This window comes from Acidovorax sp. M2(2025), from assembly GCF_049330835.1.
Lineage (GTDB): Bacteria > Pseudomonadota > Gammaproteobacteria > Burkholderiales > Burkholderiaceae_C > Acidovorax.
The window spans coordinates 3,328,632-3,341,129 of record NZ_CP186262.1; the positions used below are offsets into that span (position 1 = coordinate 3,328,632).

12 protein-coding genes are annotated in these 12,498 nt (G+C 68.5%); 4 read left to right on the forward strand and 8 right to left on the reverse strand.

Going from position 1 to position 12,498, the window contains the following annotated elements; translation table 11 throughout:
- Positions 1 to 24 precede the first annotated feature (24 nt).
- The 7 genes from ispC to rpsB form a co-directional block, all read right to left on the reverse strand.
- The gene (gene ispC, locus ACOYR3_RS15435) at positions 25 to 1,203 is read right to left on the reverse strand and encodes a 1-deoxy-D-xylulose-5-phosphate reductoisomerase (RefSeq protein WP_422846602.1); all 1,179 of its coding nucleotides are present in this window, start codon (positions 1,201 to 1,203) and stop codon (positions 25 to 27) included.
- Complete coding sequence (locus ACOYR3_RS15440) at positions 1,203 to 2,057, reverse strand: phosphatidate cytidylyltransferase (RefSeq protein ID WP_422843225.1); 855 nt, start codon at positions 2,055 to 2,057, stop codon at positions 1,203 to 1,205. The genes ispC and ACOYR3_RS15440 overlap by 1 nt, the downstream gene beginning before the upstream one ends.
- A gap of 50 nt (positions 2,058 to 2,107) precedes the next feature.
- The gene (gene uppS / locus ACOYR3_RS15445; protein WP_422843226.1) at positions 2,108 to 2,839 is read right to left on the reverse strand and encodes a polyprenyl diphosphate synthase; all 732 of its coding nucleotides are present in this window, start codon (positions 2,837 to 2,839) and stop codon (positions 2,108 to 2,110) included.
- A 23-nt stretch (positions 2,840 to 2,862) separates the two neighbouring features.
- Entirely contained in the window at positions 2,863 to 3,423 is a 561-nt protein-coding gene (gene frr, locus ACOYR3_RS15450; protein ID WP_422843227.1) for a ribosome recycling factor, read from the reverse strand.
- A gap of 49 nt (positions 3,424 to 3,472) precedes the next feature.
- Positions 3,473 to 4,195, reverse strand: coding sequence for a UMP kinase (pyrH, locus tag ACOYR3_RS15455; protein WP_291485041.1), 723 nt, complete (start codon positions 4,193 to 4,195; stop codon positions 3,473 to 3,475).
- A 66-nt stretch (positions 4,196 to 4,261) separates the two neighbouring features.
- Complete coding sequence (gene tsf, locus ACOYR3_RS15460; RefSeq protein ID WP_422843228.1) at positions 4,262 to 5,191, reverse strand: translation elongation factor Ts; 930 nt, start codon at positions 5,189 to 5,191, stop codon at positions 4,262 to 4,264.
- A gap of 104 nt (positions 5,192 to 5,295) precedes the next feature.
- The gene (gene rpsB / locus ACOYR3_RS15465; RefSeq protein ID WP_291485038.1) at positions 5,296 to 6,048 is read right to left on the reverse strand and encodes a 30S ribosomal protein S2; all 753 of its coding nucleotides are present in this window, start codon (positions 6,046 to 6,048) and stop codon (positions 5,296 to 5,298) included.
- A gap of 242 nt (positions 6,049 to 6,290) precedes the next feature.
- Between rpsB and ACOYR3_RS15470 the strand changes: the two genes are divergently transcribed.
- The 3 genes from ACOYR3_RS15470 (at position 6,291) to ACOYR3_RS15480 (ending at position 10,552) form a co-directional block, all read left to right on the forward strand.
- The gene (locus ACOYR3_RS15470; protein ID WP_422843229.1) at positions 6,291 to 7,649 is read left to right on the forward strand and encodes an amidase; all 1,359 of its coding nucleotides are present in this window, start codon (positions 6,291 to 6,293) and stop codon (positions 7,647 to 7,649) included.
- Between the two features lie 49 nt (positions 7,650 to 7,698).
- Complete coding sequence (locus ACOYR3_RS15475; protein ID WP_422843230.1) at positions 7,699 to 8,925, forward strand: FAD-dependent oxidoreductase; 1,227 nt, start codon at positions 7,699 to 7,701, stop codon at positions 8,923 to 8,925.
- A gap of 97 nt (positions 8,926 to 9,022) precedes the next feature.
- Positions 9,023 to 10,552, forward strand: coding sequence for an NAD(P)H-hydrate dehydratase (locus ACOYR3_RS15480; RefSeq protein WP_422843231.1), 1,530 nt, complete (start codon positions 9,023 to 9,025; stop codon positions 10,550 to 10,552).
- Here ACOYR3_RS15480 and ACOYR3_RS15485 read toward each other — a convergent pair.
- Positions 10,549 to 11,298 (reverse strand): helix-turn-helix domain-containing protein, encoded by a 750-nt coding sequence (locus tag ACOYR3_RS15485; RefSeq protein WP_422843232.1) that lies wholly within the window; start codon positions 11,296 to 11,298, stop codon positions 10,549 to 10,551. The genes ACOYR3_RS15480 and ACOYR3_RS15485 overlap by 4 nt on opposite strands.
- A 110-nt stretch (positions 11,299 to 11,408) precedes the next feature.
- On the opposite strand from ACOYR3_RS15485, the gene ACOYR3_RS15490 reads away from it, so the two are divergent.
- Complete coding sequence (locus ACOYR3_RS15490; protein ID WP_422843233.1) at positions 11,409 to 12,404, forward strand: alpha/beta fold hydrolase; 996 nt, start codon at positions 11,409 to 11,411, stop codon at positions 12,402 to 12,404.
- Positions 12,405 to 12,498 lie beyond the last annotated feature (94 nt).

Here is a 12,498-nt window from a genome sequence, read left to right on the forward strand (position 1 = left end):
GGGTCGGTACAGGGCGGTGGAAGATCAGGCCGCCAGACGGTCTGCGGCGCGCTCGGCCGCACTGCGCGCCTGCGCATCCAGATCCAGCAAGGCATCCAGCGAATCCGGCTTGGAGGGCGCGACCGCGTCCAAAGTTGCAAGGTTCACCGCATGAATGCGATCGAACCGCAGCCGGCCCGAGAGAAAAGCCCCCACAGCCACCTCGTTGGCGGCATTGAGCACCGCCGTCGTGCCTTCGGCCGCCTTCAGCGCCTGCCAGGACAGGTGCAGGCCGGGGAAGCGGCGGGCATCGGCGTCCTCGAACGCCAGCGACGCCAGCTTGGAAAAGTCCAGCCGGCTGGCACCGCTGGCGATGCGCTCGGGCCACGCCAGGCCGCAGGCAATCGGTACGCGCATGTCCGGCGTGCCCAGCTGGGCCAGGATGGAGGCGTCCTTGAACTGCACCATCGAGTGGATGATCTGCTGGGGGTGGATCACCACCTTGATCTGGTCAGGGTGCAGATCAAACAGCCAGCGGGCCTCGATCACTTCGAGGGCCTTGTTCATCATCGTCGCGGAGTCCACCGAGATCTTGCGCCCCATCGAGAAATTGGGGTGCGCGCAGGCCTGCTCGGGGGTGATCTGCGACAACGTGGCGGGATCGCGCTGGCGGAACGGCCCGCCCGAGGCCGTCAGCAGGATGCAATCGACCCGGTCGGCCCAGGTGGCGGGGTCTTCGGGCAGACACTGGAAAATGGCGGAATGCTCGCTGTCGATGGGCAGCAGCGTGGCGCCGCCCGAGCGCACCGTCTGCATGAACAGGCCGCCGCCCACCACCAGGGCTTCCTTGTTGGCCAGCAGCAGGCGCTTGCCCGCCCGCGCCGCGGCCAGGCAGGGCGCCAGGCCCGCCGCACCGACGATGGCGGCCATGACGGCATCCACGTCCGGATGGCTTGCTATAGTTTCAATAGCATCTTGCGCTTGCAGCACCTGCGTTGGAAGCCCATTTGCCTCAATTTTTTCGGCCAGCACCTGCGCGTGCGCGGGGCTGGCCATCACGGCATAGCGGGGCTTGAACCGGGCGCATTGGGCCAGCAGCAGGTCCACCTGGGTGGCCGCGCTCAGCGCAAACACCTCGAAGCGCTCGGGATGGCGGGCCACCACGTCCAGCGTGCTGGTACCGATGGATCCCGTGGAACCCAGAACCGTCAGTCGTTGTTTCATCATTGCGTTGTCAGGCTGGTGAGCATCATGGCCAGGGGCAGCGTGGGCAGCAAGGCGTCCACCCGGTCGAGCACGCCGCCGTGCCCGGGCAGCAGGCCGCTGCTGTCCTTGACGCCGGCGCTGCGCTTGATGAGCGACTCCACCAGGTCGCCCGACACGCTCATGGCCACCATGAACAGTGCCGCAATCACCAGCAGCCACCACCCCTGCTGCGCCATGCGGGTATAGAAGCTGGGCACGGCCGCCTGCCAATGGGCGTCGGCCGCCACCCACGCAAACGCGAGCACCACGACGCCCGCCAGCCCGCCCCACACCCCTTCCCAGCTTTTGCCGGGGCTGATCGAAGGCGCGAGCTTGCCCTTGGTGAAACGCAGGCCGAAGGCGCGCCCGGCGAAGTAGGCAAAGATGTCAGCCACCCACACCAGCACCAGCACCGACAGCAGGAAATTGATGCCGACCTTGCGCGCCTGCACCACGGCCAGCCAGGCGAGCCACAAGGCCAGCACGCCAGCCACCAGGCGCACCCCGGCAGGGATCCGCGGCCATCCGGGCACGCCGGCCCGCAGCAGCCAGGCAGCCGCCAGCACCCACAGGCCGCCGCCGACGACCCACAGGCCCGTCAGGGGCCGGTCCAGCCACCCGCCGGCCCACGACAGGGCGCACAGGGCGACGCAGGCCGCGCCCACGGCCAGGGAGCCTGGGGGGCCGAACCCGCTCAGGCGCCCCCACTCCCACGCACCGGCGGCCATGAGCACCAGCACCACCAGGGTGAACGGCTCCGTGGACGGGTAGAAAAGTGCCGGCAGCAGAATGGCCAGCAACACCAGGGCCGTGATAACGCGCTGTTTGAGCATGGGGCCTTTCAGAACCAGTTGAACGTCTTGGGGCGGCGCACCACCCGCTCTCAGCCCGGCATCGGATGGGGTTGCGCCGCCAGGATCTGTTCGGAGGTTTTGCCAAAACGGCGCTCGCGGCCCGCGAAGGCCGCGATGGCTTCGTCCAGCGCCGATTCGTCGAAATCCGGCCACAGCCGGTCGCTGAAGTAGAACTCGGAGTATGCCGCCTGCCACAGCAGGAAATTACTGATCCGCATCTCGCCGCCCGTGCGGATCACCAGATCGGGGTCGGCCACGTGGGCCAGGCCCATCGCGGCATTCAGGCTGGCTTCGGTGATCGGTTCGCCCCGCGAGGCCAGCACGGCGGCAGCCTGCGCGATATCCCAGCGCCCGCCGTAGTTGAAACACACGTTGAGCACGAGGCGGGTGTTCTCCGCCGTGGCGGCCTCCGCCTGGGCCAGGCCGTCGCGCACCTTGGGCGAGAGAGTGGCCCGCTCCCCCACGAAGTGCAGCCGCACCCCGTCCTTCTTCAGCTGCGGCACCTCGCGCGCCAGCGCCTTGGCCAGCAGTTCCATCAGGCCCGACACCTCGTCGGCGGGACGGTTCCAGTTTTCGGAGGAAAAGGCAAAGACGGTCAGCACCCCCACGCCGCGGTCCACGCAGGCGCGTGCGCAGCGGCGCAGGGAATCCACCCCTTGCTTGTGGCCCGCCAGGCGCGGCAGGAAGCGGCGCGTCGCCCAGCGGCCGTTGCCATCCATGACGATGGCGATGTGGTGGGGCACCCCGGGATTTTTGGACATGGAAACGGTCAAGCCCCGGGGGCTCAAACGGCCATGATTTCCTGCTCTTTGGCGGACACCAGCGCATCGATCTCGGCGATGTGCTTGTCGGTGAACTTCTGCACGTCGGCTTCGGCGCGCTTTTGATCGTCTTCCGAGGCGAGCTTGTCCTTCACCAGCTTCTTGACGGCTTCGTTGGCATCACGGCGCAGGTTGCGCACGGCGATCTTGGCGCCCTCGCCCTCGTTGCGCGCCAGCTTGGTCATTTCCTTGCGGCGCTCTTCGCTCATGGGCGGCATGGGCACGCGGATCAGGTCGCCCATGGAGGCGGGGTTCAGGCCCAGGTCGCTTTCGCGGATGGCCTTCTCGATCTTGGCGCCCATGCCCTTTTCCCAGGGCTGGACGCTGATGGTGCGCGCATCGATCAGTGCCACATTGGCCACCTGGGAGAGGGGCACCATGGAGCCGTAGTACTCCACCTGCACGGCGTCGAGCAGCGCGGGGTTCGCACGCCCGGTGCGGATCTTCGCCAGGTTGTTCTTGAACGCGGCGATGGACTGGTCCATCTTGGTTTCTGCGTTTTTCTTGATGTCGGCAATCGTCATGTTTTTCTCCTGGGGCCGGCCCGCATTTCGCGCAGGCCCTGCAACGTCGTCAAGCGTAAACCAGCGTACCTTCGTCTTCTCCCATCACCACGCGCTTGAGAGCGCCATGCTTGACGATGGAGAACACCCGCACGGGAAGCTTCTGGTCCCGGCACAGGGCGAAAGCGGTGGCATCCATGATGCCCAGGTTGCGGGACATGGCCTCGTCGAAGCTGAGCTTCGTGTAGCGCGTGGCCGCGGGGTCTTTCTGGGGGTCGGCAGTATAAACGCCGTCCACCTTGGTGGCCTTGAGCACCACTTCGGCGCCGATCTCGGCCCCGCGCAGCGCGGCGGCGGTGTCGGTGGTGAAGAAGGGGTTGCCCGTGCCCGCGGCGAACACGACCACCTTGCCCTCTTCCAGGTATTGCAGCGCCTTGGGGCGCACATAGGGCTCCACCACCTGCTCGATGGCGATGGCGGACATCACGCGGGCGGTGAGCCCCTGCTTGTCCATGGCATCGGCCAGGGCCAGCGCGTTCATGACGGTGGCCAGCATGCCCATGTAGTCGGCAGTGGCGCGGTCCATGCCCACGGAGCCGCCCGCCACGCCGCGGAAAATGTTGCCCCCCCCGATCACCACGGCCACCTGGACGCCCAGGCGCGTGACTTCGGCGATCTCTTCAACCATCCGGACGATGGTGGCCCGGTTGATGCCAAAGGAGTCCTCCCCCATCAGCGCCTCACCAGACAGCTTGAGCAGGATGCGCTTGTGGGCTGGTGCGGCGTGGGACATGGGCGATTTCTCCAAAGGCAATACGGCGGTGAACGGTGGCGGGAACAAACGGGACGGTACTGCCGGTCAGGCAGCAGCGGCCTTGGCGGCAGCCACCTGGGCAGCCACTTCGGCAGCGAAGTCGTCGGCCTTCTTCTCGATGCCTTCGCCCACGACGTAGAGCGTGAAGCCCTTCACGTTGGTGTTGGCTGCCTTGAGCATCTGGGCCACGGTCTGCTTGCCGTCGGCGGCCTTCACGAAGACCTGGTCGGCCAGCGAGACTTCCTTGAGGTACTTCTGCACGGCGCCGTCGATGCGCTTGGCCGTGATTTCGGCGCTCTGCGCGGGCTTGCCAGCGGCCACGAGTTCCTTGTTGGCTTCTTCAGCCTTGCCTTCGGCCACCGAGCGCTCCTTGGCGATCAGTTCGGCAGGCACGTCGGCGCTGGTCAGGGCCACGGGCTTCATGGCGGCCACGTGCATGGCGACGTCCTTGGCGGCAGTAGCGTCACCGTCGAACTCCACCACCACGCCAATGCGCGAACCGTGCAGGTACGCGGCCAGGTTGGAGCCGCTGAAGCGCTTGAAGCGGCGGAACGACATGTTCTCGCCGATCTTGCCGATCAGGCCCTTGCGCACGTCTTCCAGCGTGGGGCCGAAGCTGTCCTGCTCGTAGGGCAGCGCGCCCAGGGCTTCGATGTCGGCAGGGTTGTGCTCGGCCACCAGCTTGGCAGCGGCGTTGGCCATGGCGATGAAGCTGTCGTTCTTGGAAACGAAGTCGGTTTCGCTGTTGACTTCGATCAGCGCGCCCACGTTGCCGTTGATGAAGTTGGCCACCACGCCTTCAGCCGTCACGCGCGAGGCGGCCTTGCCAGCCTTGGTGCCCAGCTTGACGCGCAGCAGCTCTTCCGCCTTGGCCATGTCGCCATCGGCTTCGGTCAGTGCCTTCTTGCATTCCATCATGGGAGCGTCGGTCTTGCCACGCAGTTCAGCCACCATGCTTGCGGTAATTGCAGCCATCTTTGTTCCTTCAGTGTTCAGTTCAGTCGATACAGATTCGGGCTAAAAAAAAGGGGCTCACCAGGGGCCCCGCTTTTGTCCGCGACGGATCGCGCAGCCGGGTCTTAGGCGGCGGCTTCTTGCACTTCCACGAATTCGTCAGCGGTTTCCGAGGCTGCTGCCTTGGCCACGTCGCTCACCGCGTTGGCGCGGCCTTCGATGATGGCGTCGGCGATGCCACGGGCGTACAGCGTCACGGCCTTGGCCGAGTCATCGTTGCCGGGGATCACGTAGTCGATGCCTTCGGGCGAATGGTTGGTATCCACCACGCCGATCAGCGGGATGCCCAGCTTCTTGGCTTCTGCCACGGCGATCTTGTGGAAGCCCACGTCGATCACGAAGATGGCGTCCGGCAGCGCAGCCATGTCCTGGATGCCGCCGATGTCCTTCTCGAGCTTCTCGATTTCGCGGGCAAACGTCAGTTGCTCTTTCTTGCTCAGGTTGTCGAGGCCGGCTTCTTGCTGGGCCTTCATGTCCTTGAGGCGCTTGATCGAGGTCTTCACGGTCTTGAAGTTCGTCAGCATGCCGCCCAGCCAGCGCTGGTCCACAAAAGGCACGCCAGCGCGTTGCGCTTCCGTTGCCAGGATTTCACGGGCTTGGCGCTTGGTGCCGACCATCAGGATCGTGCCGCGGTTGGCCGTCAGCTGCTTGGCGAACTTTTGTGCTTCCTGGAACAGAGGCAGCGTCTTTTCCAGGTTGACGATGTGAATCTTGTTGCGATGGCCGAAGATGTACGGGGCCATCTTGGGGTTCCAGAAGCGGGTTTGGTGGCCGAAGTGGACACCGGCTTCCAGCATTTCGCGCATGGTGACGGACATAAGGAGACTCCAAAGGTTAGGTCTAAAATCAGCCCCTGAATTTGCAACGCCGTGTTTCTTCATGCTGCACGGCGCCACAACACCTTGACGGGGCTGCTTTGCGATTGATTTGCCGCAAGGACCACCGGAGACGCGACTCCTGCAAAGGGCACTTGGCGATATTGCAATATCCCCCAAAATGCCCTTGCAGACTGCGCCGGCGGCTACTGCTCCCAGCAAAACCCAAAGATTCTAGCACACCCATGCTTCCAGACCTGATCGCCACCCGTGAGCAACTGCGGGGCGGCGCCACCACGCCCGCCGCCGAGCTGGAGCGCTGCATCGACGCAGCGCAGGCCGCCAGCAACACCCACAGCTTCGTGCACACCCTGTTTGACAGCGCGCGTGCCGCCGCGGCCCGCCCGGGCCTGGCGGAAATGCCCCTGGCGGGCCTCGCGGTGTCCGTGAAGGACCTGTTCGACATCGCGGGCCAGCCCACCCCCGCCGGCTCCACCGTGCTCAAGGATGCCGCGCCGGCGCGGCAGGACAGTCCGGCCGTGGCGCGGCTGCGGGCGGCGGGCGCCACCCTCATCGGGCGCACCAACATGGTCGAGTTCGCCTTTTCCGGCGTCGGCGTCAACCCGCACTACGGCACGCCCGCGGCCTGGGACGCGCGCTTCGGGGCGATCCCAGGGGCGCCGCGGGTGCCGGGGGGATCGTCCTCGGGCGCGGGGGTTTCGGTGGCCACCGGGGCGGCTTTCATCGGGCTGGGATCGGATACGGGCGGGTCCATCCGGATCCCGGCCGCGCTCAACGGCATCGTGGGGTTCAAGAGCACCGCCCAGCGGGTGCCCACCGCCGGCGCGGTGCCGCTGTCGACCACGCTGGACACCGTCTGCGCCATGACTCGCAGCGTGCGCGACGCCCTGCTGGCCCACGAGGTGCTGGCGGCGCGCCGCGTGACACGCAGCCTGGCGCCGCTGTCGCAATACCGGCTGGCCGTGCCCTCCACGCTCTTTCTGGACGGGCTGGATGCCACCGTGGCGCGGGCGTTTGAGCGCAGCCTCCAGGTCCTGCGCCAGGCGGGTGCGCAGATCGACACCATCGACCTGCCGGCCGTGCAGGAGCCGCCGGCCTACGGCTTTGCCGCACCCGAGAGCTATGCCTGGCACCGCAGCTTGCTGCAGCAGGCGGGTGGGCAGTACGACCCGCGGGTGCGGACCCGCATTGAAAAGGGCGCCTCGTTGATGGCCTGGGAGTACATCGACCTGCTGCACGCGCGCCAGCACTGGATCGCGCGCATGCTGGATGGCATGGCGGCCTACGACGCGCTGCTGTCCCCCACGGTACCCATCGTTGCCCCCTTGCTGGCCGACGTAGCGCCCGCCGATGGCACCGACCCAGCGCAAGACGCCGCCCGGGATGCGGAATTCTTCCGGGTCAACAACCTGCTGCTGCGCAACACCAGCGTGGTCAATCTGCTGGACGGCTGCGCACTGTCCCTGCCCTGCCACCAGCAGGGCGAACTCCCCGTCGGGCTGATGGTGTGGCACGGCGCACTTCGGGACGACACCGTGCTGAATGTGGGCCTTCAAATCGAAAAAGCACTACAAAAACAATAGCTGCTGGCGCGCGATAATATTGCGCTGAACGCCAAAATCACTCCCATCCATGAAGATCGCCATCGTGGGCGCCGGCATCACCGGCGTCACCACTGCGTACGAGCTGGCCAGCGACGGCCACGAAGTCACCGTTTTTGAACAACACAGCGCTGCAGCCGAGGAGGCCAGCTTTGCCACGGCGGGCCTGCTGGCACCGCACCTGACCAACCCCTGGGCCCTGCCGGGCTTCGGCCCTGCGCTGCGGCTCATGGGCGCCCACGCCACACTGCGCCTGGCCGGCGGCTGGAGCCGCGCCAACCTGGTCTGGCTGCGCCGCTGGCGCCAGGCTGCGCGCACGCGCAGCGCCCCGGCCGCCGCACTGGAACGCCTGGCCCAGTACAGCCTGGCGCGCCTGCAGGCCCTTGCCAGCCAGCACGAACTGGACATCGAAGGCAGCGAGGGCCGCCTGCTGCTGCTGCGCACCGAACAGGAACGCGCACAGCTCCAGCCAGCGCTGGACATCCTGCGCGAAGCCGGCGTGGCCTGGCAGGAGATGGATGCCGACGCCGCGCGCCGCACCGAACCCGGCCTCTCGCCCGAATCGCCGCTGGCCGCCGCCATCCACCTGCCCGCCGCCGCCGCGGGCAACTGCCGCCTGTTGGCCCAGCAGTTGCGCCAGGGCCTGCAAGGGGCCCACGTGGAATTCGCGTTCAACACCCGCGTGGAGCGGATCGGCACCTCCCCACTTGCGCTTTCCCTGCAGGGGGAGCCCCAGGTCCGCCGCTTCGACGCTGTCGTGCTGTGCGCGGGCCTCGCGTCTGCCGCACCGGCGCTCGGCTTGCGGCTGCCCATGGCCGCGGTGTACGGCTACTCCGTGAGCGCGCCGCTGCGCGAGGCCACCCACGCGCCACGCGGCAGCATCGTGGACGTGGCACAGCAGATCGCCATCACCCGCCTGGGCCAGCGCGTGCGCATTGCCGGCGGCGCCGAGCTGGCGGGTGCTGGCGCAGCGCACCACACGCCCACCTTGCAACGCCTGTACCGCACCCTCAACGACTGGTTCCCTGGCGGCGCGCAGCTGTCCTCCGGCCTGCAGGTGTGGCGCGGCGCGCGCCCGCTGCTGCCCGACGGCGCCCCCGTGGTCGGCCCTGGCAGCGCGCCCGGCGTGTGGATCAACACCGGCCACGGCGCGGGCGGCTGGGCCCTGGCCTGCGGCTGCGCACGCGCGTTGGCGGACCTGATCGCGCAGCGGGAGCCCGAGGTCTCGCTGGACGGCCTGGGCCTGCGCACGTTCTGACCCACCCGGCCCGGCGGCGCGCCCGCCGCCTGCCGCCGCCCGCCGGCGCACAATGGCGGCCATCGCAGCCCCGGCCGGCGTCCCGCCGCTGAGTCCCATGTACCGCATCACCGCCCAACAGCCGCAGCCCCTGCACGACACCGCTGCCACCCGGCGCCTGGAGCAGGCTGCCGCCGCCGCCCTGCCCCCGCACACCTTGATGCAGCGTGCCGGCAAAGCCGTTGCGCGGCTGGCGCTGGCCCTGGCGCCCCACGCGCGCACGGTCTGGATCGCCTGCGGCCCGGGCAACAACGGCGGGGATGGGCTGGAAGCCGCCGCACACCTGCAGCGCGCAGGCCGGCAGGTGGTGGTGACGTGGCTGGGCCAGCCAGATACCGCCCCCGCCGACGCCCGCGCATCCTGGGCCCGGGCGCAGGCCGCGGGCGTGCAGTGGGCCGATGCGCCGCCGGCCGACCTCACGCCCGCCGACCTGTGCATCGATGCCCTGCTGGGCATTGGCGTCTCTGCCTCCCCCGCGGCCCCCGCCCGCCCTGCCCCGGCGCGGCTGCAGGCCTGCCTGCGGGCGCTGCACCACGGCACGGCCCCGGTCCTGGCGGTAGACCTGCCCAGCGGGCTGGATGCCGACACCGGCCAGTTTGCCCCGGGCCTGGGCCCCGACACCCCGCCCCACCCCGCCCTTGCCGTGCGCCCTGCGCGGTACACGCTGAGCCTGCTCACCCTGAAGCCCGGACTGTTCACCGCCGCCGGTCGGGATGCAGCAGGCCAGGTCTGGTGGGACGACCTGGACGTTTCCGCCGGCAACGAGCCTCCCAGCGCCTGGCTGTGCGGCCCGGCCGCGCCAGCCCTGCGCGCCCACGCCAGCCACAAGGGCACCTACGGCGACGTGGCCGTGGTGGGCGGCGAAGGGCTTGCCGCGCGCGGCCTCGGCATGGCGGGCGCCGGGCTGCTGGCGGCATCGGCCGCACTGCACAGCGGCGCGGGGCGCGTGCTGGTGGCGCTGCTCGACCAGGGCCACCTGCAAATCGACCCACTGCAGCCGGAGCTGATGTTCCGGCGCTTTGATGCGCTGGCGCTGGAGCAGCTCACGGTGGTCTGCGGCTGCGGCGGAGGCCAAGCGGTTGCGGCCGTGCTGCCGGAGGTGCTGACCCGATCGGCCCGCCTGGTGCTGGACGCCGACGCGCTCAACACCATCGCCAGCCAGGCCGCGCTGCACGCGCTGGTGGTGGCACGCGGCCAGCACGGACAGAGCACCGTGCTCACGCCCCACCCGCTGGAGGCCGCGCGCCTGCTGGGCTTGACCGCCGCCGAGGTTCAGGCCGACCGGCTGGGCGCCGCCCAGCAACTGGCGGCGCAATTCAACTGCGTGGCAGTCCTCAAGGGCTCCGGCACCGTGATCGCCGCGCCCGACCGCATCCCGGCCATCAACCCCACGGGCAACGCGCGGCTGGCCACGGCGGGCACGGGCGATGTGCTGGCAGGGATGGTGGGAGCGCACCTGGCCGCGGGTGCCAGCGCATTACGCGCTGCGAGCGAAGCGGTATACCAGCACGGACAGGCTGCCGACGCGTGGCCAGCGGACCAGGCCCTCACCGCCAGCGCGCTGGCACGGCGTGTGAACAGGCCCTAGTCCAGGAGCGTGACCTGCTTGAGGGGCTTGAGCACGCTGGACGGCGTCATGCCAAAAGTCTGGCGGAACATGCGGCTGAAATGCGCCGAGTCCGCAAAGTCGCCGTGCAGCGCCGCATCTGTCAGGCGCGGGCTGACCGCCAGCCCCGCCATGGCCAGCCTCACCTGCGACCACACGCGGTAGCTGCGCAGGCTCACGCCCATTTCGGCGCGGAACAAATGATTGAAGCGCGAGGCCGACAGTTGCACCCCGGACGCCAGCCCCGCCCGCGCCAGACGCCCAGGCGCCTGCTGCGGGCGGCGCAAGACATGCAAGCTGCGGGCCACACGCGGGTCCAGCGGGGGCGCCGCCTGCAACAGGTAGTGGTGCAGCAGGGCCGGTAAATCGAAAGCGCGCAGATGGCCTTCCATGGCCGCACGCCCGCCCACCGGCGCCGCCACATCCGGCAGCACGCCCCCCTGCCGCTGGAACACGCCGCGCAGGCTGCGCGCCTCCGGCGAATCAGGCTCCAGGTACACCAGTGCTACCACTTCACCGCGGGGGTCGAACAGATGCTCCACCCCGGCATCTACCAGCGCGCTGCGGCAGGTTTCCATCCGTCCCGCGCCCCAGCGCAACGCAAACCGGCCCGAGAGCCCCATCAGCAGCACGGGCGACGCATGGCAATGCCAGCCCGTGGCCGGGATCTCGCCCACATACAGCGCGCGGTCAGTGCCCAGCGTCAGGGTGTTCGCGCGCTGCGGCATAGCCCAAACCTACAAGTCTTGCGGCACGGTTCCCGGTAGCCTTGCCAGACCCCGGCGCGCGCCCCCAGCGCAGCACCACGGCACCCCATCGTTCTATTGGAGACTGGTTCTTGAAACGCATCGCCTTCTTCTCTGTTGCCGCCGCCCTCGCGCTGGGCAGCGTAGGCCTCTACTACGGCGCACCGTCGCTGCTGAAGGAGCCGCTGCTGCACCTCAACCGCAGCCTCTCGGGCATGGAAGAAAAAACCACCTCCGCCGCGCTGCACACCATCCACTACCTGGACAGCGGTGCGCCATCCCAACCGGCGCCCGGCAACCCGGGCGGCACGCCTCTGGTGCTGCTGCACGGCATATTTGCGGAGAAGGACCATTGGGTGGATTTTGCGCGCCCTCTCACCGGCCATTACCGGGTGATTGCCCCAGACTTCCCTGGCTTTGGCGAGAGCACCCGGCTGGACGACCAAGCCTATGACTATGCCGCGCACACCCAGCGCCTGGGCGCACTGTTGGACGCATTGGGCATTGAGAAGGCCCACCTGGCGGGCAACTCCATGGGCGGCACCATTGCCGCGCTGTTTGCGCTGCAGCACCCCGAGCGCGTGGCCAGCGTGGCCTTCATCGGCGCACCCCACGGCATCCGCTCCCCGCAGCCCAGCGCCATGGACCGCCTCATCGACGCCGGGCAGCGCCCCCTGGTCGCCCACGACGCCGCAGCCTTCAGCGCCATGATGGACCTGGTGTTTGAAAAACGCCCCTTCCTGCCCTACCCCATCCTGCACGCCACCGAGCAGGCGGCACTGCGCAACGCTGAGTCGAACGCCCGCCTGTGGGACGCCCAGCTCAAGGACCGCTACCTGTTGGAGCAGCGCCTGGGCGGCCTGCAAAAGCACCCGGTGCTGGCGCTGTGGGGCGACAACGACCACGTGTTTGACCGTTCGGGCCTGCAGCCCCTGCAAAAGCTGCTGCCCCAGGCGCAACTGGCAGCCCTGCCCGGCATCGGCCATCTGCCGATGATGGAAGCGCCCGCCGGCACGGCACAGCGGTATGCCCGTTTTCTGGAAGGGCTTGTCCCATCCGGCACAGCGGCAACTCAGAAAACGCAATAAAAAACAGCCACTACCGCCCGTCCATCAAGCGGTAGCAGCTATCAATTGGTGAGCAATCCGGTTCAACACCCCGTGCCCAGGGGTTCGCGGCAGG